Raw genomic sequence first — 25764 nt, forward strand, 5'->3', positions numbered from 1 at the left:
CACTGATAAAAGTGAAAAGGACGAGTGATTACTCGTCCTTTTTTTTGGTCGTTTTATCGCTGTGGTTATGCAATGTTTCCTGGTGCTTTTTATCTAATTCAATTAAACGGTTGAGTTCGTCATTGTTTTTGGGTTTAAATTTGTCGAGATTTTTTGGGGTAAAATAACGAAAAGCCGCAATATTACCGATTAAAAAACACATGATGATCGTTATGATGACCCAAGGAGAGGTAAGAAAGTCCATATTGCCCAACTACAATGAAATATTGAGAATATATTGATTGTATATACTTTCTAGTTTTTGTCTCACGATATCTTTTGCCAAAACGTGTTGCTGAGCGAGAGTTTTATCTAGAGTATCGATAGAAAACTGATTAAGGCAATTAGTGGCTGTTTTTCGATGGCTGATATGCCAAGGCTCGATACTCACCCCACCTAACTCTTTTCGATAAGGCAAAAAGAAACCAAATTGCTCTAAATTACATTCGAGCCATACAAAAAACTTAGCTTGATGTCCGGTTTGATACTCCCAGGGCTCTAGTTTTAAATTATGAGTACCTAAAGAGGTTTTACAATAGACATCAAAATCGGTGCCCCAATGATGACGAGTGGCACCAGGTAACGCCGACCATCGTAAGATTGCGTCGACTAATTGATGCTGAGAAAGTAAAGAGATGTCTAACGGGCGGCTTTGCTTATCTAATACAGGGAGTTCGCCAGTGCACTTTCGATTCCAAATCGACGCTTGGCGCCCAAAATCTCGAAAGCCACTAGCAATAGAACAGTTAAATCCAGCTTTATCGGCCGCATGAATTAAACGGCCGAGATCTTGATGAACATCTGGGTGAACTAACATTGAACTTGTGCCTATTTGCATCGGCGCAAGATGTGAATCGATTAGGCCACTAAGCTGTTCTGGAGTCATGGTTTAAACCAGTAAATGTTTTAGTACATTTTGGTACATATCGGTTAGCTTCTCAAGATCAGCGACATTTACGCACTCATTGACTTTATGGATCGTTGCATTAACCGGCCCTAATTCAACAACTTGAGACCCCATTTGAGCAATGAAACGCCCATCTGATGTCCCGCCTGTTGTAAGCAGTTCTGGGGCTTTGTGGTTAACATCAGTTACTGCGTTCACAACAGCGTCAAGTAGACTTCCTGCATCCGTTAAGAATGGTTGACCGTTGATTGTCCACTTTAGATCGTAATCTAGACCATGCGCATCTAATGTTGAATGAACACGACGTTGAATCTCTTCATGGGTTAGCTCAGTGCTAAACCGGAAATTAAACTGAACATCGAGCTCCCCAGGAATGACATTCGAAGCACCAGTGCCACTATTCATATTTGGGATTTGAAAGCTTGTTGGTGGGAAGAAAGCATTACCGTCATCCCATTTCGTTGCTGCAAGTTCAGATAACGCAGGCATAGCTTGGTGAACCGGGTTTCTTGCTAAGTGTGGGTAAGCAACGTGTCCTTGAATGCCTTTAACGTGAAGATCACCGGTTAATGATCCGCGACGACCATTTTTAACCACATCACCGACAGCATTTGTACTTGATGGTTCACCCACAATACACATGTCAATAATTTCGTCTCTGGCCATTAGTGTATCAACAACACGAGTCGTACCGTTGATAAATGGGCCTTCTTCATCAGAGGTAATTAAGAATGAGATCGAACCTTTATGGTCGGGATGCAGTTCAACAAATCGCTCTACGGCAACCAGCATACAAGCCAATGAACCTTTCATATCCGCTGCGCCACGGCCGTGAAGGTGACCATCGATAACCGTTGGTTCGAAAGGTGGAGTGTGCCACTGTTCTAATCGGCCGGCAGGGACAACATCAGTATGTCCCGCGAAGGTAAATAAAGGCGCTTCTGTACCACGACGAGCCCAGAAGTTGGTCGTATCTTCAAACACCATCACTTCAATTTCAAAACCTAATGCTTTGAGACGTTCGATCATTACTTCTTGGCAGCCAGCGTCTTCTGGAGTGACCGATTGACGGCTAATCAAATCCTTTGCAAGTGCCAGTACGGGACTGTCTGTCATTATTTAATCCTATATTCTTTTTCGATTCTATATTAACTAAAAAGTTAAAAGCTAAGAGCTAAAAATTGCAGCGTATTGTTCAGCTTTAAACCCTATGTTTAATGCGCCTTTAGTTGCTAGCACTGGGCGCTTTATCATGGCTGGGTATTCTACTAGAAGATCGATTATTGTGGTGTCATTTATTGACTCTTTTTGTTCATCACTTAATTGACGATAGGTTGTGCCACGTTTATTAAGCACATTTTCCCACCCTAATTGCTGGCAAAATTGCACAACTAATTCATTATCAATTCCATCTTTACGAAAGTTGTGAAAAGTGTAATCAACCTGATGTTCATCAAGCCACTTCTTGGCTTTCTTAATCGTATCGCAGTTTGGGATACCGTATAGGACTGTGCTCATTATGATGGTCTCTTGTGTTCGATTGATGAAAACTATGAATCCTATCAGGAACGAGAGATGAGGACAAAACAGGAATGGTGAGAGCTTTCGGTAATCTAACTTGGTAATTCATAACTAAGTTGGTGCGAGTTATTGATCTCTTGATCAAACGCAACACACAAAATGCCAAAACATAAATAATAAATCGATATAGAATTAGGAGGTATCGATGGAACTAAGTCCTGTTTTCGCAAGGCGATTGTATCTTGCGTATTTGGTTGAACATATTGAACGCCCTAATGTTCCCAAATTGATAGAAATTACGGGGTGGCCACGTAGAACTATTCAGGATGTATTAAAAGCACTTCCGGGAATTGGTATCGAATTAATGTTCATTCAAGATGGGCGTCGCCATAATGATGGTTATTATCAATTGTCTGATTGGGGACCATTCGACAGCCAATGGGTATTAGATAAGCAAAATGATATTGCATCCAGTTTAGGACGTTGATTTCTTACATTGAATTTACGTCCAAAACTGACGGTTGATACACCCACTATTTTACGTAAATAAACGCAATAAAACCAATCCAACTGATTAACAACAATACCCAAGGTAGCTTTGGTGATGTTTGTGGTTCAGGTGTTGGCAGGTGATTTTGCTCGGGAAGAGAAGATGATTTACTAATCTTCTCTTTTTGTTGTTTCTTTCTTTCCTTATCAGCCTGGCGTTGTTTTTCTTTTTGTTGCTTTTTGTATAGTGCAATGCCATGTTCAATACCCTGAGCAATCAATTTCGTTTGATCTTTGGTTTGCCCTGGTTTTTGAGTTGCTTTGGCTAGCTTTAAGGCCTCTTGCTGAGTTTGTGGTGACACTGTTTTTTTATTCATCGCGGATTATACTGTTTTCAGAGGTTATCTAACACTTTACCATATTGGTTTAGGTGGGCACCTGTAAATTACGTAATAATGATAGTGTAATGTGTATATAGTTTTCATTTTACTTGGTTTTTGTCGGTGACAACTAGCCTAGTATATTAAGTAATCAAATTGAGTTAGAAATAAAAGTAAGTAGGAAAAATACCTACCGATTTCAAAGTGGATAGAGGATTTATAATGTTGTGTCAAAGTGCCATTTTACCGGAAGCGGAACCTTTTGCGCTCTATACGCTGTTTAAGATCAAGAGTGAACCGAACTTGGTTTTAGAGCATTTAAAAAAATTACCAAAAATTGTCGATGAATTAAATCAAGCTCAACCAGGCGCGAAGCTTACCTTATCGATAGCCTTTACTTCTCAATTCTGGGCTCAGTGTGACGTGGCGATGCCAACTGAATTGGTTGAGTTTCAGCCTTTAGGTGAAGGTGATATCTATGCTCCTGCGACCGATGTTGATTTTATTATTCATGCTCACAGTGCTCGTCATGATTTACTATTCTACTTCTTACGTAAATTCGTATGTGAAGTAGAAAGCCATATTGAGTTTGTTGATGAAAGCTATGGTTTCCGATATTTAGATGCTCGCGACACCAACGGCTTTATTGATGGTACCGAGAACCCAGAAAATGAAGAACGTAAAGATGTTGCGATTATTCCAGACGGTGAATTTTCTGGTGGTAGCTACGTCATGTTGCAGCGTTTCGTTCACAATTTACCTGCTTGGGAGCGCCTTAATATTTCGGCCCAAGAAAAAGTCATTGGTCGGACAAAGCCTGACTCAATCGAATTGGATAATGTCCCTGCGAACTCGCATGTTGGTCGTGTGGACATTAAAAAAGAAGGTGTGGCACTAAAGATTGTTCGTCATAGTTTGCCGTACGGATCGGTGAGTGGCGATCATGGCTTGGTGTTTATTGCTTACTGCAATACGTTATCGAATTTCCAAGATATGCTGCACAGTATGTACGGCATGACCGACGGGAAAACCGACAGTATGTTGCGCTTCACTAAAGCCGTAACTGGCGTTTTTGCTTTTGCACCATCTCAAGAAATGCTTCAGGCTCTGACTCTTAAATAGGTTTAGCATCATAATGTTAACGATAGTCGTGATAACATTGGTGACGATTTAGAATTAATAGAATAAAAAATGGCGCGTCTTAGTAGGACGCGCCATTTTTATTGCTTAGAGTCATTTACTGCAACGCATTATCGCATTTTGAATATCTCTTTATGAAATTGCTGCTTTGGAAGTCCTGATTTTTCAAAATAGGTTTGCAGCTGCTGCCCAAAACCTTCAGGCCCACAGAAGCAAACATCGAACGTTTTACCTGCCATGGTTTGCTCTATTTTACTGCCATCTAAAATCTGATTGTTTTCAGCATCGAACAGGTGTAACTCAACAAATTTAATCTTATTAAGGATAGCGAGCATTTCTTTCTCGAAATACGCCTCTTTTTTGGAGTTAACGCAATAGAATAGGTCTATTTTCGTGTAGCGATTGGGTTGGTTGTTCTTTTGATTTTGTAACCAGTAAAGGCGAGAAACGAAAGGTACAATCCCAATTCCAGCCCCAATCCAAACCTGATTCTCTGCTTGAGGAATTTGAAAATGACCATAGCTACCTTCAATTGTTACCTGTTGACCAACTTCTAATTTATTGACCAACACAGTGGTATAGTCACCCAATGCTTTAATACCAAATTCAACCTGTTTTGATTGGTCATCATAATTCAAAATAGAAAATGGATGAGGCGCTTCACCATCATGAAAATTTAGATAGGCAAATTGTCCCTCTTTATATTGAATTGGAGAGTCAAGCTTTACGCTAAAGCGAACAATGGCATTTTCGTTGTCACCAGCACCAAACTTTTCAACGCTCGACACAGTTCCTTCTGATTTATTAGCTTGTCCAATTTTCCTTGAGAGAGATAAGTATGAGCACCAAACTCCTACAATAGAAAACAGCGTAATGGCGATATTGAAAGGCGTAGACGCTGTGGTCCAGTCGAGTAGCAATGCTGAATGAAATGCTCCGGCAATCACAAGGATACCACCCAATTTATGGGTGAATTTGAATTTTTTGTAGCTGATGGCTTGAACCAAGCTAATGACACAGAAGATAACAAAGACCTTGAATGAAATATCACCAACTTGTTCAGCGACACCATGCCAATTAATTCCTTCAATAGTTGGACGATCACCTCGATTTGGAGGTGAAAGGAAACCTAGATCTGTAAGCCAATGAGCACTCTCTATCGTTGCCCAATGTAAAATAAGGGCGACTAGGGCACCAATACCTAATTGTTTATGTATGGCGTAGCCTTTATCCAATCCGCGAACGATGGATTCAACCCACTGAAATCGAGAAGCTATCAAAACGGCAGTACACATATAGCTAAAGCCCAACATACCTGTGAGCATTGTTAATTGATGTCTCCAGAAGATAAATTCACCAAACTGATCGTAGCCAACCAGAAGGGAGGGCAGCCAGAGTAAAAAGAGGATGATAGTTATTCGAAACATAATAGCTCACTGTATAAAATTGATGGGCGATGGAATGGCGTAATAATAAGCAAAATTGGGGTAAATAGTAGTGAGTAGACGCATTCTTTGCATGGATTTACATATTTTTACGAATAAAAGAAAGGTACTAATTGACGCTGATCGACGTGTGATCCTTTCAATACCGAAAGTGCTTAAGTTTTTCTGATGTCGACCGATACCCTTGTTGAGAACAATTGTAAGGTAGATTATGACTATCACCGTTAATACCAACGTGCCTGCGTTGACGATTCAAAGACAGTTAACGAATTCAAGCGAGATGTTAAATCAAGCGCTTGAACGTTTGTCGTCTGGAAATCGGATTAACAGCGCGAAGGATGATGCGGCAGGGTTACAGATCTCAAATCGACTTCAATCACAAATGAGTGGTTTAGATGTCGCGGTGCGAAATGCTAACGATGGTATCTCTATCTTGCAAACCGCAGAAGGCAGTATGCAAGAGAGTACGCAATTGCTGCAACGGATGCGAGATCTTGCGCTTCAGTCGAGTAATGGTGCAAATAGCCAAGATGATCGACGGGCATTACAGCAAGAGATGTCCGCGTTAAATGATGAAATCAATCGTATCGCAGAAACGACGTCATTTGGTGGCAATAAACTGCTCAATGGTCAATATTCTAAAGCCGCATTCCAAATTGGTGCGAGTTCAGGGGAGGCGGTTCAAGTGTCACTCCAGAATATGCGCAGTGACAGTATCAATATGGGAGGCTTTAGCTACCAAGCTTCTGCAAAGGCTGATTCAACATGGCAAGTTTCTGCCGCAAATAGAAATTTGACTATAAGTTACCTAGATCGCCAAGGAAATCAGCAAGATATTTCCATTGATGCAAAAGTAGGTGATGATATTGAAGAGTTGGCGACCTATATCAATGGCCAAACGGATTCTGTTTCAGCGTCTGTGAATCAAGATGGTCAACTTCAGATTTATATGGCAGGGAAGGAAACTCAAGGAACCTTATCGTTTTCCGGTGGCTTAGCCTCTGAACTGCAAATAGGGGCGTTAGGTTATGAAGCCGTCGATAATATAGATATTACCGATGTCGGAGGCTCACAGCGGGCTGTCGCAATTCTAGATACTGCTCTTGAGTTTGTTGATCAACACCGCTCAGAAGTGGGGGCATTGCAAAATCGATTTGGTCATGCAATTACTAACCTTGAGAACGTCCATGAAAATCTTGCAGCATCGAATAGTCGTATAAAAGATGCAGATTACGCAAAAGAAACCACTCAGCTTCTTAAGCATCAGATATTGCAACAGGTTGGCATGTCATTGTTAGCTCAAGCAAAGAAACAGCCCAATCTCGCGATTACCTTATTGAGTAATTAACAAAAAAAAAATTTTGTTATATCGTATTGAATGCGAAAAACTTTAGCACTTTTTTTGAAAAGTTTGACACCTAGAACACTTAAGTTATCGGCAAAAAATAAATTTAAAAAAAAATCACTTTTTTCCTCAAGAATCCCAAACCAGTGCCGTTATAAAAAGTAACTTTGAGAGAACTACTTGGTTTTTCGAGACGTCGAAAACCTGAATATCGGAAAATCAATTGGAGAATCATCATGGCAGTTAACGTAAATACAAATGTATCAGCAATGACAGCGCAACGTTTTTTAAACAGCGCAACTCAAGCACAAAATACATCAATGGAACGTCTATCTTCTGGCTTTAAAATTAACAGTGCAAAAGATGACGCAGCGGGATTACAAATTTCAAACCGCTTAAATGTTCAGAGTCGCGGTCTAGACGTTGCAGTCCGAAATGCCAATGATGGTATTTCAATGGCACAAACCGCCGAAGGCGCAATGAACGAGACCACGAGCATTTTACAAAGAATGCGTGACTTGTCCCTACAATCAGCGAATGGTGCGAATACCGATGATGACCGTGGTGCAATCCAGGAAGAGATGACTGCACTGAATGATGAGTTAAATCGTATTGCTGAAACCACATCATTTGGTGGTAATAAATTACTTAACGGCACATTCGCGACCAAATCAATGCAGATTGGTGCTGATAACGGTGAAGCCGTTATGCTAACAATAAATGACATGCGCAGTGATAACGCAAGTATGGGTGGCATGTCTTATGTTGCGGCAAATGGTAAAGACAAAGATTGGACTGTTCCTGAAGGCGCGAATGATCTGCAAATTTCGCTGACTGATGGTGATGGGGTTGAGCAAACAATATCAATCAATGCAAAAGCAGGCGACGATATTGAGGAGCTAGCGACTTACATTAATGGTCAAAATGATTTGGTCAAAGCGTCGGTGAACGAAGATGGAGAGCTACAAATCTTTGCGGGAACCGATACCGTTTCAGGCCCTGTATCGTTTTCTGGCGGATTAGCTGGCGAGCTTTCGATGGGAGCGGGTAAAGCAGAGACGGTCGATGAAATTAACGTAAGATCGATTGGTGGCGCACAACAAGCGGTTGCGATTATTGATTCAGCTCTAAAGTATGTTGACAGTAACCGAGCACAACTTGGTGCATTCCAAAATCGCTTCGACCACGCGATTAACAACTTAGACAACATTAACGAAAATGTGAGTGCTTCGAAAAGTCGAATTAAAGATACTGATTTTGCGAAAGAAACAACCAACCTCACTAAATCACAAATATTGGCGCAAGCGTCGAGCTCTATCTTGGCGCAAGCTAAACAGGCTCCTAATGCCGCTCTTAGCCTTCTTGGTTAATTGTGAAGCGAACCAAATCCAGCCTTCGGGCTGGATTTTTTTTGCCTAAATTTTAGATTGAAGTTTTTCTGTAATATCAAAAGGTTAATTCACAATCCTTGCCAAAAAGAATCATACTTTCCTATTCAATACAACTTTTTTATCAAAAAGATCAAAAAAAACCTAAAGGATGTATTCATCTCGCCGTTAAAGGAAATGAGAGAAATGAAAATGTACCAAGATGAGGTGAGAGTCGTCGCGGTACATAAGTCCTAAAGGAGATCTATATGTCTATAACTGTTAACTCAAATGTTTCAGCGATGACCGCTCAGCGTTATTTGAACAATGCATCGGAAGTCTCGCAGAAGTCTATGGAACGTCTATCATCGGGCTATAAAATAAATAGTGCAAAAGATGATGCGGCGGGATTGCAAATATCAAATCGATTAACATCGCAAAGCCGTGGTCTAGATGTCGCTGTTCGTAATGCGAACGATGGTATATCTATGGCGCAGACTGCTGAAGGTGCGATGAATGAAACAACAACGATTTTACAGCGTATGCGCGATCTTTCTTTGCAATCTTCGAATGGTTCAAATACGAAATCAGATCGTCAAGCGATTAACCAAGAAGTGACGGCACTGAACGACGAACTAAATCGTATTGCAGAATCAACCTCGTTCGGTGGCAACAAATTACTAAATGGTACGTTCGGGAATAAGTCCTTTCAGATCGGCTCATCGTCTGGTGAAGCTGTGATGTTATCTATGGGGAACATGCGTTCAGACACCGATACAATGGGTGGGAATGCGTATGTTGCTACCGAAGGCAAAGACTCTAGCTGGACGGTTGGTAGCGCGACAGATATGACATTGAGCTACACTGATAGTGATGGTGAAGCACAAGAAGTGACAGTGAATGCGAAGCAAGGCGACGATTTAGAAGAGCTTGCGACTTACATCAATGGTCAAAATAGTGATCTTTCTGCATCGGTTGATGAAGACGGTAAAATGCAGATATTTGCTTCAAACCAGAAGGTTTCGAGTGAGGTTACTGTCGGTGGTGGACTAGGTGCTGAAATTGGTTTTGGAGCGGCAGAGAAGGTCACAGTGGGTGATATTAACGTTTCATCTGTTGGTGGTTCTCAGTTAGCGGTTTCAGTGATTGATGGCGCATTGCAAGCAGTAGATAGCCAGCGTGCAGAACTTGGTGCATTCCAAAACCGTTTTGATCATGCGATCAATAACTTGGATAACATTAACGAAAATGTAAACGCATCACGCAGTCGAATCAAAGATACTGATTATGCGAAAGAAACCGTGCAGATGACTAAGTCTCAGATTCTGCAACAAGCGAGTACGTCTGTTTTAGCGCAAGCAAAACAGTCGCCATCAGCGGCTCTAAGTTTATTGGGCTAATAGCGAAGTGGATTGAGTTTACTCAATTCCATTTATGTTTATTCATCCAATGAGATGGAGAGGGAGATAGTTATGGACATTACATCCTATACATCGAACATCCAGTCTTATGGCTCGAAAAGTGGCACCAAATTTGCTTCTGAGAGTGAAACTGCAAAAAGCATTTTAACTCCTCAACAAGTGAATCGTGCAGACGATGCGCAAGAGAGGACGGTTGAAAAAACAACCGATTCAGTGGAAGAAGCAATAAAACTTGCTAAACAACACGAGCGATCTACGGAAGAACAGCGAGTAAAAACGAGGGAGCAGATGCAAGAATTTGTATCGTCCATCAATAAAGACTTGTCGTTCAGTGTAGATACTGAGTCTGGTCGAGAAGTGATGACGATTTACGAAGCCGAAACGGGCGACGTGATTCGTCAAATACCAGAAGAAGAAATGTTAGAAGTACTGCGGCGCCTTGCGAAAGAGCAAGATCATCATACTGGTCTGGTTATGACTAAGGTGTAAAGTGTAACTTTAAAGGTGATTTAATGAGTATGGGCCCAATAGGGATGAGTTCTGGCATGGATATAAATTCCTTGGTCAGCAAAATTGTCGATTCAGAGCGCGTTCCTAAGCAGCAACGTATCGACAATACGCGCATGGAAAATAATGCCAGTATCAGTGCTTATGGGCACCTCAGAGAATCGCTAGATACAATGAAAAACTTAATGGCGGGTTTTCGTCAGGACGAGGCTTTTGCTACACGTAAAGTTGGTAGTTCAGATGAAAACGTTGTCAACGCAGTCGCGTCGACAAAAGCTATTGCTGGTAGGTATGCTGTCGATGTACTGCAGCTTGCCCAAAGTCATAAAGTTGCATCTCATGTATTAGATGAAGATGTGAGATTTGGGCCGGGTAAGTTGCAGATATCGTTAGGCAAGTCAAATTATACTGTTGATGTTCAAAGCGGCACTAAATTGCAAGAAGTGGTGGCAGGTATTAACCGCTCAAAAGGCAACCCTGGTGTCAGAGCATCGATTATTAATGATAAAGAAGGTCCTCGTCTAATTGTCGCATCTGATAAGACTGGTGAAGACAATAAAATCTCTATTCGAGCTGAAGCGGTAAGAGGAAATCCACTTAAACAACTCGAATATAAAACGTTAGAAGAACGAGTAAAAGACATCGAGGCGGCTCGTTCCGAAGCACAGCAATTAATCGCACCACTTAGCCCAGACGAGCAGAAAATTGCTAAGAAAGTGGCTGAGAAAATGGAATCTGCGGCTCGACTCGTTGATGAGGATGTTGCGGCGCAAATCAAACAAGCGGCAGGTGAGTCAGGAGCGAAAGCGCCTGAAACGACTGCAGCGGCAATGGAACAAGACGCGAACACCGGTGCTGTTACACCCAATGATGAAGCGAACGTTGCGGCGGCTCTTCAATCCCAGTCTAGTGACGTCACCGATCCAAATGAGTATGTTCGTCCAGAAGATAGAATCCCCGGTTGGTCAGAAACCGCTTCTGGTACATTACTTGATTCGTACCGAGAGCTTGAACCTGATTTAGATCCTGCCGCAATCGAGAAACTTCAAGAGATTCCAGGGGCAAGTAATAGTGCTTCCGGTACGTTATTCGATTCTTATGTCACGCCAGAAGAAGCGCAAAGTAAACTTGAAGCCGAGTTGAAGAAAGAACAGCACGCTATTGATCAGGCTGTGGCAAACGGCGGCATGACTGAACAAGAAGCGAAAGAGTTAGAGCGCTCAAAGCTTTCGCCAGAAGAAAAAGAATACATTAATAAAGTCGAGCTGGTCCAAGCTAGACTAGAGAAAGCGCAACAATCCTTTGAAGGTTATCAAGGGATGAAAGAGGTCGAAACCGCGCAAAATGCCGAAGTGCTGCTTGATGGGGTTGCAAGGTTATCAAGCGATAACAATATCATTGAAGATGCGATCGATGGTGTCGATCTTGAGTTAGCTGGCTTATCACCAAGCGAAGGTAAACCCGCTGAAATTAACATCGAATATGACCGTGAAACTGTCCGGAATTACATTGAGCAATTTGTCGACTCTTATAATCAATTCTACCGAACGACTAAATCATTATCGAGTGTCGACCCTCAAACGGGAGAAGCTGGGCCGTTGGCTGGAGATAGCGTCGTCCGTAGTGCTGACTCTCGACTTAAAAGGGTATTCAGTACTCAAATCGAAAGTGCTCCTGCTGAAATTCGTAGTCTTACGGAGTTTGGTGTGACAACAACGCGGCAGGGAACACTTGAAATTAATTCAGATATGCTGACTAAGCAAATCAACAATAATTTTTCTAAGTTAGGTGAATTTTTTGGTGGTCGTGATGGGTTTGCTAAACGTGTTGAAGATTCGATTCAAAGTTTGACAGGTGTTACAGGATCGATACGGACACGTGAGCGTACTTTAACCGAGCAAAATTATCGTTTAGGTGATGATCAGGCGACGTTAGACCGAAGAATGCAGGAATTGGAAAAGCGAACTCAGGCAAAATTCTCTGCGATGCAAGATGCGACTGGAAAAATGCAAAGTCAACTTTCCGGTATGATGAATGCATTAGGTTAATAATATGGAAAATGAAATTAATCAATTAAGTGATATTGATCGCATTTTGAATCAAGAGTTGACGAATGTTGTCCTTGATAGTGAAGAAATTACGCGTTTGGTCGATAAAAGGGATCAGATATTGCAGCAATTAATAGACTATGCGTCAAAAAATGAACGATTTGCAAAATCAACAATGTGGGCAGATGCCATTAGTTCAACACAAAAATTGGTTGAGTTAATGAATTCGCAAACTATGAAAGTTGGCGAGGATTTGCGAAAGTTCCGCATTGGGCAAAAATCAGTTCAGCTGTATCAAAAGTATTAATAAGAGGGATTCTAATGCGCGGTTCTTTACAGGCTTACAAAAAGGTCTCAGTAGACAGCCAATTAAGTGCGGCTTCACCGCATAAAGTTGTGCAAATGCTGATGGCTGGAGCTATTGAACGTCTAATCCAAGGTAAAGTTGCGATGGAGCAGGGGAATATTCCAGTTAAAGGCGAACGCTTAGGTAAAGCATTGGATATTATTATTAGCTTGCGTAGCTGTTTATCGATGGAAGACGGTGGTGATATTGCCGAGAATTTGGATCAATTATATGAATTTCTAATAACGCAAATCACCACAGCAAACCAAACCAATGATCCAAATCCCATTGATGATGTGATTGAAATTATTCGCGAGATAAAGTCAGCATGGGACCAAATACCAACAGAATTTCATAACCTAACTGTTGGGGATGTCTGAATATAGTTAATTAGTTTAAACCAACATCACATCTGATTAGCCGTTGGTTGCCAATTTTTATTTATTCCCTAGAATAGAAGCCACTCTATGCGCGAGTGGCTTTTTTTAGTTGCTGAATATAAAAAATTGTCTATTGTTTATAGAGATAGGTTATATTTGAATATCAATATAGCGATAGTTATTTTAGTTTAAAGGCATAAACAGGTATCCATGCAAGGTTTAGCAAAACTTCTTGTCATTGAAGACGACCCAACAACACGCCAGCATTTGTCAATTATATTGGAATTCGTCGGTGAACTCTGTGATGTCGTTACGTCTTCAAAAATAGATAAAATTGATTGGTCCTTACCATGGGCGGGTTGCATTTTAGGTTCTATGGAATACGGAACGATAAGTACAGAGCTTAGAGAGCATTTGTCTAAGGCAAATCACATCCCTCTACTTGTTGCGAATCAGCAGCCCTATTCGATAGATGAGTTCCCCAACTTTGTCGGTGAGCTTGATTTTCCTTTGAACTTTGCTCAAGTCAGCGAAGCGCTGCGACACAGTAAAGAATTTCTTGGTCGACAAGGTGTTTCTGTCGTTGCATCAGCACGCAAAAATACGTTATTTCGTAGCTTGGTTGGTCAAAGCATTGGCGTTCAAGAGGTTCGTCACTTAATTGAGCAAGTTTCCCCTAGTGAAGCAAACGTTCTCATATTGGGTGAGTCCGGTACGGGTAAAGAAGTGGTTGCTCGAAATATACATTACCATTCGACTCGACGCGGTGGACCTTTCGTACCCATCAACTGTGGCGCAATCCCGGGAGATTTGCTTGAAAGTGAGCTATTCGGCCATGAGAAAGGGGCGTTTACTGGCGCGCTGACCGCAAGAAAAGGGCGTTTTGAACTTGCCGATGGTGGTACGTTATTCCTCGATGAAATCGGTGATATGCCGATGTCTATGCAAGTTAAGTTATTACGAGTCTTGCAAGAGCGTTGTTTTGAACGCGTCGGCGGAAATACGACGATCAAGGTGAATGTACGAGTTGTTGCGGCGACCCACCGTCATCTTGAAACCATGATTGAGAATGAATCATTTCGGGAAGATTTATATTATCGCTTGAACGTTTTTCCTATTGAGATGCCTGCTCTTAAAGAACGTAAGGATGATATTCCTTTGTTACTTCAAGAGCTATTAACGCGTATGCAAGCAGAAGGCGCACAGCCGATCTACTTCTCGCCTCGTGCAATCAATTCTCTGATGGAGCACAACTGGCCAGGTAACGTACGTGAGCTAGCGAACTTGGTTGAGCGTATGATTATTCTGTATCCGAATAGCTTGATTGATGTGAATCATTTGCCTACCAAATATCGTTATAGTGACATTCCTGAGTTCCAACCCGGTGGTGGTTTACAGAGCAGTATTGAAGAGCAAGAGCGCGAAGCACTATCAAATATTTTCTCTGAAGACTTTAATCTTGCTGCCGTGGATGAAATTGTTAACGCTAACAATGGAAACCAAGAGCTGCCGCCAGAAGGGGTTAACTTAAAAGAGTTATTGGCTGAATTAGAAGTAAATCTGATTAATCAGGCCTTGGACGCGCAAGATGGTGTTGTGGCAAGAGCTGCCGATATGCTAGGTATGCGTCGTACTACCTTGGTAGAGAAAATGAAAAAATATAACATGCAACGTTAACTCGTCATTGAGTCAATATATTGTCAGGTTATTATTGCCAGTTTTAAGTTGTTGAATATAAATAACTATTAGGCTTGGAATGCTTCTTGCTTCCAAGCCTTTATTATTTTTTGTTTGACCGCTGTATTGGGCTAATAACGACATGCAAGATTTATCGACAGAACAAGGCCAGTCTCATTTAGATTCCCTAGAGAATCAGGTTGAACGCTATAAGCAGGTTTTAGAAGTGATGCCTGCGGGGGTCATTTTACTCGATACTCAAGGGATCATTCGCGAAGCAAACCCAGAAGCGATGCGTCTTCTTGAAGTGCCACTGCTAAATCAGCGTTGGTATGAAGTGATTCAAAATGCATTTGCACCTCGTGAGGATGATGGACATGAAATCTCATTGCGTAATGGACGTAAGGTTCGTTTAGCGATTACCGCTTCTTCCACCGGTCAATTAATGCTGATAACGGATCTAACAGAGACCCGATTACTGCAATCCCGTGTTGGTGATCTCCAGCGTTTGTCTTCTCTTGGCCGAATGGTTGCGTCACTTGCACATCAAGTTAGAACCCCATTGTCGAGCGCAATGCTATATGCCTCAAACCTTGGTGCGCCAAACCTACCACCAGCCACGCGCGAGCGTTTTCAAACGAAATTAACGGACAGATTGCAAGACTTAGATAAGCAAGTTAGCGATATGTTGCTGTTTGCCAAAGGTGGCGACAACAAGGTTATTCATCCATTTACGTTGCAAGATCTGATTAACGAATTTCATCCGATGATAGAAACGGCCATCAAGAGCCATCAAGTTGATTATGGTGAAGAGGTTGAGCAACCAGAGGTGGTGTTACTTGGGAATGTTAATGCTGTGGCGTCAGCGCTCAGTAATCTCGTTATGAATGCCATTCAGATCGTGGGTAAGCAAGCTCAGATCGATCTTTTCTTTCGACCCGTCAACGGTGAACTTAAAATCTCGGTTCAAGATAATGGTCCCGGAGTAGCCGAAGATATTCAAAACAAAATTATGGAACCTTTTTTTACCACTCGTTCTCAGGGAACAGGGCTTGGTTTAGCGGTCGTGCAGATGGTCTGTCGTGCGCATAACGGTCGACTGGAACTTGAATCTCAGCAGGGAGATGGCGCGTGTTTCACCATGTGCTTGCCTATAGAACGTGCGAATACAGAAATAAATGCTCAACAAGGAGATAACTAATGGCTCAAAGTAAAGTACTGATTGTCGAAGACGACGAAGGTTTACGCGAGGCGTTGGTTGATACCTTAGCGCTTGCGGGATATGACTGGATTGAAGCCGATTGTGCAGAAGAAGCACTCATAAAGTTGAAAGCAGAATCGATTGATATCGTTGTATCTGATGTACAAATGGCTGGGATGGGCGGACTCGCTTTATTGCGAAATATCAAACAAAACTGGCCTAATTTGCCAGTACTTCTGATGACAGCCTACGCCAATATTGAGGACGCAGTTGCGGCGATGAAAGAAGGTGCGATTGATTATATGGCCAAGCCTTTTGCACCGGAAGTCTTGCTAAATATGGTGAGTCGCTATGCTCCAGTAAAGTCCGACGATAACGGCGATGCAATTGTTGCCGATGAAAAAAGCAAACGATTACTGACATTAGCCGATAAAGTCGCTAAGACCGATGCCAATGTCATGGTATTGGGGCCGAGTGGTTCGGGCAAAGAAGTCATGTCTCGATATATCCATAATGCGTCTAATCGAAAAAATGGTCCTTTTGTTGCGATTAACTGCGCCGCAATTCCAGATAACATGCTCGAAGCGACATTATTTGGATATGAGAAAGGTGCATTTACGGGTGCTGTACAAGCTTGCCCAGGTAAGTTCGAACAAGCCCAAGGTGGCACGATTTTACTTGATGAAATTAGTGAGATGGAATTAAGCCTTCAAGCTAAGTTGCTTCGAGTTCTCCAAGAGCGGGAAGTCGAACGCCTTGGTAGCCGTAAGAGTATTCAGTTAGATGTTCGAGTATTGGCAACCAGTAACCGTGACTTAAAGCAGTATGTTCAAGAAGGACATTTTCGTGAAGATTTATACTATCGTTTGAACGTTTTCCCAATTATTTGGCCAGCGTTATCTGATCGTAAAGGGGACATTGAACCCTTGGCACTTCACTTGATTGAGCGCCATTGTCAAAAAATGGGAGAGCCTGTCCCAAGTTTACAAAAAAGTGCGTTGGACAAATTACTCCGTTATACCTGGCCAGGCAATGTACGCGAGTTAGACAATGTGGTTCAGCGTTCGTTGATCTTATCTGAAAAAGGTCAGATTACGGGGGAGCATATTCTCCTTGAAGGTGTCGATTGGCAGGATGCAAGTGGGTTGCAAGATATGGTCGCGACCAATGGAAAAGCTGCAGAGTTATCCGAAGTTGTGGAACCCAATGTGTATCCGAAGGCTGAAGCCGAAAATTTACAGAGTTCATCTAACCAGACTCCAGCGATGGGGGGATCAACGGAGTCTGGTTCTTTGAATTCCACAAGTGCAGGCTTGGGGGGAGAGCTCAGAGACCAAGAGTTTGCCATCATTATGGAAACACTAGTAGCTTGCCATGGACGCAGAAAAGAAATGGCCGAAAAGTTGGGTATCAGCCCGAGGACCTTGCGCTATAAGCTCGCCAAGATGCGAGACGCTGGAATTGATGTGCCAGGATAGCTCGATCTTATTTATGGCACGCTACTTGCTCTTTTGTTAGTAAGACAAATTATAAGTCAAAGAATTGGCAATCGAGGGCAGTATGAGATTAGACGGGTTACAAAGCGAAATGCAAGCAATGATGGCTCAAGCGTCAAATAATCAGTCGCAACCAACCATCAATACATCAGGCAGCGATTTTGGTGATCTTTTGGGGAAAGCGATAAACAGCGTTAATGGATTACAAAAAACCTCATCGTCTCTCCAGACTCGGTTCGACCAAGGAGATGCAGATGTTTCTCTTTCTGATGTGATGATTGCTCGTAATAAAGCGAGTGTCTCATTTGACGCAACCATTCAAGTGCGAAACAAAATGGTTGATGCGTACAAAGAACTTATGAACATGCCAGTTTAAGTAGTAGGTGACGTATTGTGGCAGAAGATAAGCAATCTACCGATCTCGCTCTCGCAGATAGTAACGATGTAAGCCTATCTGGCGGTGAGATGACCTTAGAGAATCAAAACCCTGATTTAGGTGAAAAAAGCTCATCGAGATTTGATTTTGCGGTGGGCGATTTAGACATGATTCGTCAGATTGTCTTAGTCTTGTCGATTTCAATTTGTGTCGCGCTTATCATCATGCTCTTTTTCTGGGTTAAAGAACCTGAAATGCGCCCACTGGGTGTTTATGAAACGGACGAGTTAATTTCGGTCCTCGATTATTTTGATCAAAGCAAAAAAACCTACAAGCTCGACGGGAATACCATTTTGGTTCCTGCTAGTGAATACAACAACCTAAAACTTGAACTCGCGCGAGCAGGAATAAATAAACAAGCAGACGATGGCGACAACATCTTACTCCAAGATATGGGGTTTGGTGTCTCTCAGCGCCTCGAAATCGAACGCCTCAAACTCAGCAGAGAGCGTCAAATATCCAAAGCAATCGAAGAGATGACTCAGGTACGAAAAGCACGTGTGTTGTTGGCAATGCCAAAGCAAAGTGTGTTTGTTCGTCAAAATCAAGAAGCATCAGCGTCGGTATTTCTTACGCTTCGTAGCGGAGCAAACCTAAAACAAGATGAAGTTGATGCGATTGTGGGAATGGTCGCAAGTGCCGTACCAGGCATGAAATCAACACGAATCACGGTCACGGACCAGCATGGTCGACTGCTTAATTCTGGCTCAGAAGATGCGCTTACGGCATCGAGACGTAAAGAGCAGGAGCTTGAATATAAGAAAGAACAAACATTACGTGAAAAAATTGATTCAATTCTTATTCCGATTCTAGGTCTGGGCAATTATACCGCTCAGGTAGATATTGTACTGGACTTTAATGCGGTAGAGCAGACTCGCAAAGTGTTTGATCCAAGCAATGCATCACCACGCAGTGAATATACCGTAGAAGATTATAACAATAGCAATACCGTTGCCGGAGTCCCGGGAGCATTGAGTAATCAACCTCCAGCAGACGCATCTATTCCTGAAGATGTCGCTCAAATGAAGAACGGTTCGCTTATTGGTCAAGGATCTGTACGTAAAGAAGCAACACGTAACTATGAAATTGATACCACCATTAGTCATGAACGTAAGCAAACAGGTTCTGTGAGTCGTCAAACCGTTTCGGTTGCGGTTAAACAGCGAGCGGTTGTAAATCCAGAAACCAACGAAACGACCTATACACCTCTTACGGAAAGTGAGCTGAATACCATTCGTCAGATTTTGGTTGGTGCAGTAGGGTTTAATGAGGGACGAGGAGACTTGCTCAATGTTCTTAGTGTGCAATTTGCGGTCCCTGAAGTAGCAGAAATGGTAGAACCGCCGATTTGGGAGAACCCGAATTTCAATGATTGGATACGCTGGGCCGCAAGTGCACTCGTTATTATCGTTATCGTATTGGTTCTTGTTCGACCAGCAATGAAAAAACTTATTAATCCTGTGTCCGATGACCAAGAAGGAATGTATGGACCTGATGGTCTACCGATTGGGGAAGATGGTGAAACTAGCCTGATTGGTAATGACTTAGAGGGAGGCGATCTGTTTGAATTTGGTTCGACAATCGACTTACCTAATTTACACAAAGACGAAGACGTGCTGAAAGCTGTTAGAGCACTTGTGGCTAATGAGCCAGAACTTGCAGCTCAAGTTGTGAAAAACTGGATGAATTTGGAAGAATAATATGCCGGATGAAGAAAACCAAGCTCCTGGTACTGAGGTTGCAACCACTGATTTTGACGTAAGCTCAATGATGGGTGATGAGAAAGCATCTATTTTACTTCTTAGCTTAAATGAAGAAGATGCAGCTAACATCATTCGTAATTTAGAACCGAAACAAGTTCAACGAGTCGGTGCTGCAATGGCGCGTGCAAGCGACTTGAGCCAAGAAAAGGTCGGGGCGGTTCATCGAGCATTTCTAGATGATATTCAGAAATACACTAACATTGGGATGGGTAGCGAGAACTTTATGCGTAATGCTCTCGTAGCGGCATTGGGTGAAGACAAGGCCAATAACTTGGTTGACCAAATTCTACTTGGTACCGGTTCTAAAGGTTTGGATTCTCTTAAATGGATGGATCCTCGTCAGGTTGCAACGATTATTATTAATGAACACCCTCAGATTCAAACAATCGTACTCTCCTATTTGGAACCGGATCAATCAGCAGAGATTTTGTCACAGTTTGCTGAACGTGATCGTCTCGATTTAATGATGAGAATTGCTCACCTCGAAGAAGTCCAGCCAAACGCCTTGGCAGAACTCAATGAAATTATGGAGAAACAGTTTGCCGGTCAAGCTGGTGCTCAAGCCGCGAAAATTGGTGGCCTAAAAGCCGCCGCTGAAATCATGAACTTCATGGATAACAATGTTGAAGGTATCTTGATCGATCAAATGCGTGACAAAGATGAAGATTTGGCCACGCAAATTCAAGACCTTATGTTTGTCTTTGAAAACTTGGCTGAGGTTGATGACCAAGGTATTCAAAAACTACTGCGTGATGTACCACAAGATATACTTCAGAAAGCACTTAAAGGGGCTGATGAAGGCCTAAAAGAGAAGATCTTCAAGAACATGTCTAAACGTGCTGCCGATATGATGCGTGATGACATAGAGGCGATGGCACCAATCAAGGTCTCGGATGTTGAAGCAGCGCAGAAAGAGGTGCTGGTTGTGGCTCGTCGCTTAGCGGATGCTGGTGACATTATGCTTGGTGGTGGCGGTGATGATTTCGTATAACTTAGATAATCATGGATAACGGCCAAAGAATGGTGTCACCCATAAGGCTGGTAGTGTATGTCAATAGATAGAAAAAGAGGGTTTTTACGCCCTGAATCAACTCAAGACTCCGAGTCAATTCAACCTCAAGCGTGGGGGTTGCCCGATTATGCTGAAGGAGAATCAGCGAAAGAGACAGCGTTAAATTATGATCCGAGCTGGTCGCCAGATTTCGAAGAAACCGAGCAACATGAACTGCGTCCTTTCACGCAAGAAGAACTCGAAAATATCCGCCAAGATGCGTACCAAGAAGGATTATTTGAAGGTAAGGAAGCTGGGTTTAAACAGGGTTACGAAAAAGGAAAAACAGAGGGGATTGAAGCCGGTCATATTGAAGGCCTTGAACTTGGCAAAGCAGAAGGGCTTGAAAGCTCTCAACAAACCGTAGATGAACATATTACCAGCTTTGTCGAACTCGCATCTCAATTTGCAAGCCCTCTTGAACTTATGAATAGCCAGGTTGAGCGGCAATTAGTTGATATGGTTCTCACCTTGGTGAAAGAAGTGGTGCATTTAGAAGTAACGACCAACCCACAGATTCTTCTAGATACCGTTAAAGAATCGGTTGAATCACTCCCAGTAGCAAATCACACCATCGAGTTAAAACTCAATCCTGAAGATGTGGAGTTAGTTCGACAAGCCTATGGTGAGGAAGATCTCGAGCAGCGAAATTGGAGTTTAAGTAGCGAACCTTCTTTGACTCGTGGAGATGTACAAATCGTCGCGGGCGAATCGAGTGTTTCATACCGTATGGAAGATCGAGTGCGTTCTGTATTGCAAAATTTTTGCTCCTCTAATCGACATGTTGGAGGTGAGTAATGCTCGCACTAGCGGAACGATTATCCAGCTATAAAACCACAGGCTTATCAACTCGCCCAGTGGCATCTGGGCGATTGATTCGTGTGGTTGGGTTAACACTTGAAGCTATTGGTTGTCGCGCTCCAATTGGAACGACATGCCGAGTTGAAACGATGTCCGGTGACATAGAAGCCGAAGTTGTTGGGTTTTCAGGTGACCGATTATTTTTGATGCCGAGTGAGCAAGTTAACGGCATTTTGCCAGGTGCGAAAGTGACACCATTGGCTGAGAACACTGGTATTCCGGTAGGGATGGAGTTACTTGGTCGTGTGATTGATGGTGTTGGAAATCCATTAGATGGACAAGGCGAAATTTACACCGAAAATTACGCAAGCTTTGATGTTCCTGCAATCAACCCATTAGCGAGAAAACCGATTTCCGAGCCGCTTGATGTAGGGCTTAAAGCGATTAATGGACTTCTCACTGTCGGTAAAGGTCAGCGTATTGGTCTATTTGCTGGTTCTGGTGTGGGTAAATCTGTGACCTTAGGAATGATGACCTTAGGTACAACAGCACAAGTTGTTGTGGTCGGTTTGATTGGTGAACGTGGTCGAGAAGTAAAAGAATTTATAGAAGAAATTTTAGGTGTCGATGGACGTCAACGATCTGTTGTGGTTGCCGCTCCGGCAGACTCATCGCCTCTTATGCGTCTTAAAGGCTGTCAAACGGCATTAACCATTGCAGAGTATTTTCGTGATCAAGGGTTAGATGTGCTGCTGTTGTTGGATTCATTAACGCGTTTTGCTCAGGCACAACGTGAAATTGCTCTCTCGGTTGGTGAGCCTCCAGCGACAAAAGGCTATCCGCCGTCTGTGTTCGCAAAGTTACCTGCGTTAGTTGAACGAGCGGGTAATGGTGCTGAAGGAAAAGGATCCATTACTGCATTTTTCACGGTCTTAACTGAAGGGGACGATTTGCAAGATCCGATTGCTGATGCATCTCGAGCCATATTGGATGGACACATTGTATTATCGCGTGAAATGGCGGATGCAGGTCATTATCCTGCGATTGATGTCGAGAAGTCGGTTAGCCGCGTTATGCCTCAGGTAACAACCGATCAGCATATGTTGATGGCTCGTGCGGTTAGACAAATTCTTTCTGTATGCAGAAAAAATCAAGACTTAGTCGCGATTGGTGCTTACAAAGCAGGAAGTGACCCGGCAGTGGATCAATCGTTTACATTAAAACCAATGATTGATCAGTTTTTGCAACAAGGAATGAAGGAATCAGTCCCGTTTGATATGAGTGTGAATATGCTGAAAAGTTTATTGCAAGTTGAAGGTTAATTATGACGAATGCTTTAGTACTTCTGCTTGAGCAGATGATAGATAAAGAAGATAAAGCGGTCATGGCATTGAGTCAGGCGCGTCGAGAACTTGACGAATATTATCAGCAGATTAGTCAAATAGAACAATATAGGTTGGATTATTGTAATCAATTGGTTGAACGCGGAATGAGTGGTTTAACCGCGAGCGAATATGGTCATCTCAATCGTTTTTTAACTCAGTTAGATGCGACATTGGATAAACAGAAAGAAGCAGAATCACAGTTTAAGCAGCAAGTCGAAACTAGCGAGGAGCATTGGCACGAGGTTCGTAAGCAGCGTCGCTCTTATGAATGGATGTTAGATAAAAAGCGGGTTGAACGTGAAAGATTGGCAAGTATACGGGAACAAAAAGAGCTTGATGAGTTCACCACATTACAATTTGCTCGTCGTAAAGGAGCGCAAACGTAATTGAGTACCGTATATGAAACTGGCGCACTTCTTGCAATCGATCTTTTATTAGCAGGTTAATAAGAGAATATTAAGTGCTTTATTGACGTTAACTGAGTTCATATCGACGTCTTACTAGAGCAAATCGGCCTTTCTGAGAAGGAAACTTCCAAAAAGACTGAAATAAGCGGCGCGCTATTGCCATTTGCGTACCTACGTATGAATAAGTCTACGAGAGTATTGTTATGAATATCGATTTCATCCCGTCAGCAAAGTCATCGCCCAATGTGGCAGCATCAAACAGTGATGCAGAGTTAGTATCCACCGATGAAGCTACCGAAGAAAGCGGCGAAGGTTTTTTCGCCAAGTTATCCGCTTTATTTAAAGGTGAAGCTAAGAGTGAAGTTAAATCCGAGGGTGATTCTCTTGATGTGGATAATAGTGATGAGATAAATGCCGATGTCGACGTCAAAAAAGTGGCTTCCGAGCTTGATGTCGCTGAAGGCCAAGCAGTAGATGAGCTCGCGGAATTGGAAGGTGAGGCTGCTCAGTTAGATGACGTCGAAGAAAGTGATGACACCGCTGCAGCAGATACGAAAAAGGCAAATAGAGAGAATACTGAAGAGCTGAAATCCGACGCTAAAGCCGCATCACTTGATACTGAAAAAGTGATGGAGTCTGGCGACAAAATTTTGGACAAACTCAAACAAGCTAACAGTGTGTTATCTCAATCTAATCAAACTAAGCAAGACCCATCCTTGTCAGACGACGGCAAAGCCTTGCCAGATCAAACACAATTATTGGACGAACCTAAGCTAAATAAAGCGGAAGCTTTGGCAGCGATGTCAGAAACACAAACTGACTCAATTGAAGAAGCTAAGGACAGTGACGTCGATGACATATTACTGAAAGCCGATTTGGCTGCTGTGGAAAATCAGGCTGAGGTTAAACAGGCGCTTGTTGATAATGAGGCCGTTGCCAAATCAGAAAATACTGAAGAAGACTTACAACAAATGGCCATGGCAGCAGCAACGTTTTTCGAAACAAAGCAGGAAACACTAAATGCAGAGTCGGTTGATGATGGCGCAGTAGAATCGAAAGAACCAGAACTGATTGATTTGGAGCGAATTAACTCTGGATTGGCGGCTAAACCAGACGAAGCGGTTGATGAATCTAGCCAAAATATCGCGAAACAAACAGAAGTGACACTCGCTGCATCTAAAGATGTATCAGCAACTCGAACGGTAAACAATGTACAAGTCGCCACACCTGGTATGGTTTCGGCAGAACAATCTAACCAGAGTCAAACAGGGAAACCTGTTTTAGAGTCAGCCACAATGAATAGTGATGTGGAAGAAATATCACTGCAAGGCAAAAGTGTGGTAGTTGAAGCAGAGGGCAGCGCTAAAGAAGCCAAGTTGGTTCGCCAGCCTCAGGTTATTCAATCAAATTTAAGTGCAGCGGTGCAAGAACGAATGGCTCCACAAGTTGGTGTTAACAGTAGTGCTCCCGTTTCATCAGAAGTAGCGCTAAATGCTACGACAGCGGCGAATGCTATGCCATCAGCCGCGGCAGCACTAGGTGGTATGTCGGTACTTGCGGGAACAGATACTAAAGCGAAGTGGTCGGCAGAGCATATTGAACAAAATGGCCTTCAGGCTCTTGAAAGCACTCGAACAGAAACTGGAAAAGAGAGTTCACTTGCTCAGCAACTTTCCTCGGTAAGTGGATTAAGCGGCCAAATGTCGTCACCACTCAATAAAATGGAAGCAATGCCAGCTCAAGTTCCTGTCATGGTTAACAAAGAAGTCGCGGCAGACCAGCTATCTGAGCGGGTTCAGATGATGTTATCTAAAAACTTAAAGAATATTGATATCCGACTTGATCCACCAGAGTTGGGTCGAATGCAAATTAGGATGAATATGAATGGTGACTCGGCAACCGTTCATTTTACGGTGGCGAATCAACACGCTAGAGATGCACTTGAAGGGGCAATGCCACGTCTACGTGACATGCTGGCACAGCAAGGTGTTCAACTAGGTGAAACGGGTGTTCAACAGCAAAACGCTCAGCAACAGCAAGGTTACGCGTCTGGAGAAAGAGGTCAGTCTCAATCTGATTCGAATCACGGTAACGAACAGATGGCTGGAGACGAAAGTTTTCCAACTGATGTAAAACTTGATGTAAATCTTGGCGCAAAGCCTGATGGGATAAGCTACTACGCCTAAATCAATATAACTAATTATAAGAGAAT

24 protein-coding genes are annotated in these 25764 nt (G+C 42.7%); 19 read left to right on the forward strand and 5 right to left on the reverse strand.

The features are described 5' to 3' along the window. Positions 1-253 precede the first annotated feature (253 nt). From ACWU4D_RS07690 to ACWU4D_RS07700, 3 genes are read right to left on the reverse strand one after another with little or no spacing between them, the layout of a single operon-like run. Positions 254-925 carry a M15 family metallopeptidase gene (locus ACWU4D_RS07690; protein ID WP_456050824.1) on the reverse strand — a complete coding sequence of 224 codons (672 nt, stop codon included), beginning with the start codon at positions 923-925 and terminating at the stop codon, positions 254-256. Between the two features lie 3 nt (positions 926-928). Next, complete coding sequence (gene dapE / locus ACWU4D_RS07695; RefSeq protein WP_456050825.1) at positions 929-2062, reverse strand: succinyl-diaminopimelate desuccinylase; 1134 nt, start codon at positions 2060-2062, stop codon at positions 929-931. A 51-nt stretch (positions 2063-2113) separates the two neighbouring features. Next, complete coding sequence (locus tag ACWU4D_RS07700) at positions 2114-2464, reverse strand: ArsC family reductase (protein ID WP_456050826.1); 351 nt, start codon at positions 2462-2464, stop codon at positions 2114-2116. Between the two features lie 208 nt (positions 2465-2672). Between ACWU4D_RS07700 and ACWU4D_RS07705 the strand changes: the two genes are divergently transcribed. Further along, positions 2673-2954 (forward strand): winged helix-turn-helix domain-containing protein, encoded by a 282-nt coding sequence (locus ACWU4D_RS07705; protein ID WP_456050827.1) that lies wholly within the window; start codon positions 2673-2675, stop codon positions 2952-2954. Between the two features lie 46 nt (positions 2955-3000). Here ACWU4D_RS07705 and ACWU4D_RS07710 read toward each other — a convergent pair whose 3' ends face one another. Next, positions 3001-3333 (reverse strand): DUF2956 domain-containing protein, encoded by a 333-nt coding sequence (locus tag ACWU4D_RS07710; RefSeq protein WP_456050828.1) that lies wholly within the window; start codon positions 3331-3333, stop codon positions 3001-3003. A gap of 222 nt (positions 3334-3555) precedes the next feature. On the opposite strand from ACWU4D_RS07710, the gene ACWU4D_RS07715 reads away from it, so the two are divergent. Beyond that, entirely contained in the window at positions 3556-4458 is a 903-nt protein-coding gene (locus ACWU4D_RS07715) for a Dyp-type peroxidase (protein WP_456051059.1), read from the forward strand. Between the two features lie 128 nt (positions 4459-4586). On the opposite strand, the gene ACWU4D_RS07720 is transcribed toward ACWU4D_RS07715, so the two are convergent. Beyond that, the gene (locus ACWU4D_RS07720; RefSeq protein ID WP_456050829.1) at positions 4587-5903 is read right to left on the reverse strand and encodes a ferredoxin reductase family protein; all 1317 of its coding nucleotides are present in this window, start codon (positions 5901-5903) and stop codon (positions 4587-4589) included. Between the two features lie 229 nt (positions 5904-6132). Here ACWU4D_RS07720 and ACWU4D_RS07725 point away from each other — a divergent pair, with 229 nt between their 5' ends. The 17 genes from ACWU4D_RS07725 (at position 6133) to ACWU4D_RS07805 (ending at position 25738) form a co-directional block, all read left to right on the forward strand. Continuing rightward, entirely contained in the window at positions 6133-7269 is a 1137-nt protein-coding gene (locus ACWU4D_RS07725; protein ID WP_456050830.1) for a flagellin, read from the forward strand. 233 nt (positions 7270-7502) lie between these two features. After that, positions 7503-8636, forward strand: a complete 1134-nt coding sequence (locus ACWU4D_RS07730) for a flagellin (RefSeq protein WP_456050831.1) — start codon at positions 7503-7505, stop codon at positions 8634-8636. Between the two features lie 266 nt (positions 8637-8902). Beyond that, the gene (locus tag ACWU4D_RS07735) at positions 8903-10033 is read left to right on the forward strand and encodes a flagellin (protein ID WP_456050832.1); all 1131 of its coding nucleotides are present in this window, start codon (positions 8903-8905) and stop codon (positions 10031-10033) included. Positions 10034-10105: 72 nt separating this feature from the next. Then, positions 10106-10543 carry a flagellar protein FlaG gene (gene flaG, locus ACWU4D_RS07740; protein ID WP_456050833.1) on the forward strand — a complete coding sequence of 146 codons (438 nt, stop codon included), beginning with the start codon at positions 10106-10108 and terminating at the stop codon, positions 10541-10543. A 23-nt stretch (positions 10544-10566) separates the two neighbouring features. Continuing rightward, a complete protein-coding gene (gene fliD, locus ACWU4D_RS07745; RefSeq protein WP_456050834.1) occupies positions 10567-12609 on the forward strand; it encodes a flagellar filament capping protein FliD in 2043 nt (680 codons plus the stop codon). A gap of 4 nt (positions 12610-12613) precedes the next feature. Continuing rightward, on the forward strand, positions 12614-12916 hold the full coding sequence (locus ACWU4D_RS07750) for a flagellar protein FliT (protein WP_456050835.1): 303 nt from the start codon (positions 12614-12616) through the stop codon (positions 12914-12916). A gap of 14 nt (positions 12917-12930) precedes the next feature. Further along, a complete protein-coding gene (fliS, locus tag ACWU4D_RS07755; protein ID WP_456050836.1) occupies positions 12931-13335 on the forward strand; it encodes a flagellar export chaperone FliS in 405 nt (134 codons plus the stop codon). A 210-nt stretch (positions 13336-13545) separates the two neighbouring features. Continuing rightward, entirely contained in the window at positions 13546-15012 is a 1467-nt protein-coding gene (locus ACWU4D_RS07760; RefSeq protein WP_456050837.1) for a sigma-54 dependent transcriptional regulator, read from the forward strand. Between the two features lie 142 nt (positions 15013-15154). Continuing rightward, positions 15155-16213 (forward strand): sensor histidine kinase, encoded by a 1059-nt coding sequence (locus tag ACWU4D_RS07765; RefSeq protein ID WP_456050838.1) that lies wholly within the window; start codon positions 15155-15157, stop codon positions 16211-16213. Further along, a complete protein-coding gene (locus ACWU4D_RS07770) occupies positions 16213-17691 on the forward strand; it encodes a sigma-54-dependent transcriptional regulator (RefSeq protein WP_456050839.1) in 1479 nt (492 codons plus the stop codon). Before ACWU4D_RS07765 ends, ACWU4D_RS07770 begins: the two co-directional genes overlap by 1 nt. An 82-nt stretch (positions 17692-17773) precedes the next feature. Next, positions 17774-18085: a flagellar hook-basal body complex protein FliE gene (fliE, locus tag ACWU4D_RS07775; protein ID WP_456050840.1), complete on the forward strand. Its 312-nt coding sequence runs from the start codon at positions 17774-17776 to the stop codon at positions 18083-18085. A 17-nt stretch (positions 18086-18102) separates the two neighbouring features. Continuing rightward, the gene (gene fliF, locus ACWU4D_RS07780; protein ID WP_456050841.1) at positions 18103-19845 is read left to right on the forward strand and encodes a flagellar basal-body MS-ring/collar protein FliF; all 1743 of its coding nucleotides are present in this window, start codon (positions 18103-18105) and stop codon (positions 19843-19845) included. Between the two features lies 1 nt (position 19846). Next, complete coding sequence (gene fliG, locus ACWU4D_RS07785; protein WP_456050842.1) at positions 19847-20899, forward strand: flagellar motor switch protein FliG; 1053 nt, start codon at positions 19847-19849, stop codon at positions 20897-20899. Between the two features lie 57 nt (positions 20900-20956). Then, positions 20957-21757 carry a flagellar assembly protein FliH gene (gene fliH, locus ACWU4D_RS07790; RefSeq protein ID WP_456050843.1) on the forward strand — a complete coding sequence of 267 codons (801 nt, stop codon included), beginning with the start codon at positions 20957-20959 and terminating at the stop codon, positions 21755-21757. After that, positions 21757-23082 (forward strand): flagellar protein export ATPase FliI, encoded by a 1326-nt coding sequence (gene fliI / locus ACWU4D_RS07795; RefSeq protein ID WP_456050844.1) that lies wholly within the window; start codon positions 21757-21759, stop codon positions 23080-23082. Before fliH ends, fliI begins: the two co-directional genes overlap by 1 nt. Positions 23083-23084: 2 nt before the next feature. Continuing rightward, positions 23085-23531 (forward strand): flagellar export protein FliJ, encoded by a 447-nt coding sequence (fliJ, locus tag ACWU4D_RS07800; RefSeq protein ID WP_456050845.1) that lies wholly within the window; start codon positions 23085-23087, stop codon positions 23529-23531. Between the two features lie 224 nt (positions 23532-23755). Next, positions 23756-25738, forward strand: a complete 1983-nt coding sequence (locus ACWU4D_RS07805; protein WP_456050846.1) for a flagellar hook-length control protein FliK — start codon at positions 23756-23758, stop codon at positions 25736-25738. The last annotated feature ends 26 nt before the right edge of the window (positions 25739-25764 follow it).

This window comes from Vibrio phycocola, from assembly GCF_053850235.1.

Excerpts from the sequence above, each read along its gene's own strand:
- ACWU4D_RS07770 (WP_456050839.1), top strand. The coding sequence starts at position 16,213 with ATGGCTCAAAGTAAAGTACTGATTGTCGAAGACGACGAAGGTTTACGC.
- ACWU4D_RS07690 (WP_456050824.1), bottom strand. The coding sequence starts at position 925 with ATGACTCCAGAACAGCTTAGTGGCCTAATCGATTCACATCTTGCGCCG.
- ACWU4D_RS07725 (WP_456050830.1), top strand. The coding sequence starts at position 6,133 with ATGACTATCACCGTTAATACCAACGTGCCTGCGTTGACGATTCAAAGA.
- flaG (WP_456050833.1), top strand. The coding sequence starts at position 10,106 with ATGGACATTACATCCTATACATCGAACATCCAGTCTTATGGCTCGAAA.
- ACWU4D_RS07720 (WP_456050829.1), bottom strand. The coding sequence starts at position 5,903 with ATGTTTCGAATAACTATCATCCTCTTTTTACTCTGGCTGCCCTCCCTT.
- ACWU4D_RS07705 (WP_456050827.1), top strand. The coding sequence starts at position 2,673 with ATGGAACTAAGTCCTGTTTTCGCAAGGCGATTGTATCTTGCGTATTTG.
- ACWU4D_RS07700 (WP_456050826.1), bottom strand. The coding sequence starts at position 2,464 with ATGAGCACAGTCCTATACGGTATCCCAAACTGCGATACGATTAAGAAA.
- ACWU4D_RS07760 (WP_456050837.1), top strand. The coding sequence starts at position 13,546 with ATGCAAGGTTTAGCAAAACTTCTTGTCATTGAAGACGACCCAACAACA.
- ACWU4D_RS07730 (WP_456050831.1), top strand. The coding sequence starts at position 7,503 with ATGGCAGTTAACGTAAATACAAATGTATCAGCAATGACAGCGCAACGT.
- ACWU4D_RS07765 (WP_456050838.1), top strand. The coding sequence starts at position 15,155 with ATGCAAGATTTATCGACAGAACAAGGCCAGTCTCATTTAGATTCCCTA.
- fliS (WP_456050836.1), top strand. The coding sequence starts at position 12,931 with ATGCGCGGTTCTTTACAGGCTTACAAAAAGGTCTCAGTAGACAGCCAA.
- dapE (WP_456050825.1), bottom strand. The coding sequence starts at position 2,062 with ATGACAGACAGTCCCGTACTGGCACTTGCAAAGGATTTGATTAGCCGT.
- fliD (WP_456050834.1), top strand. The coding sequence starts at position 10,567 with ATGAGTATGGGCCCAATAGGGATGAGTTCTGGCATGGATATAAATTCC.
- ACWU4D_RS07735 (WP_456050832.1), top strand. The coding sequence starts at position 8,903 with ATGTCTATAACTGTTAACTCAAATGTTTCAGCGATGACCGCTCAGCGT.
- ACWU4D_RS07750 (WP_456050835.1), top strand. The coding sequence starts at position 12,614 with ATGGAAAATGAAATTAATCAATTAAGTGATATTGATCGCATTTTGAAT.
- fliH (WP_456050843.1), top strand. The coding sequence starts at position 20,957 with ATGTCAATAGATAGAAAAAGAGGGTTTTTACGCCCTGAATCAACTCAA.
- fliE (WP_456050840.1), top strand. The coding sequence starts at position 17,774 with ATGAGATTAGACGGGTTACAAAGCGAAATGCAAGCAATGATGGCTCAA.
- fliJ (WP_456050845.1), top strand. The coding sequence starts at position 23,085 with ATGACGAATGCTTTAGTACTTCTGCTTGAGCAGATGATAGATAAAGAA.
- fliG (WP_456050842.1), top strand. The coding sequence starts at position 19,847 with ATGCCGGATGAAGAAAACCAAGCTCCTGGTACTGAGGTTGCAACCACT.
- ACWU4D_RS07710 (WP_456050828.1), bottom strand. The coding sequence starts at position 3,333 with ATGAATAAAAAAACAGTGTCACCACAAACTCAGCAAGAGGCCTTAAAG.
- fliI (WP_456050844.1), top strand. The coding sequence starts at position 21,757 with ATGCTCGCACTAGCGGAACGATTATCCAGCTATAAAACCACAGGCTTA.
- ACWU4D_RS07805 (WP_456050846.1), top strand. The coding sequence starts at position 23,756 with ATGAATATCGATTTCATCCCGTCAGCAAAGTCATCGCCCAATGTGGCA.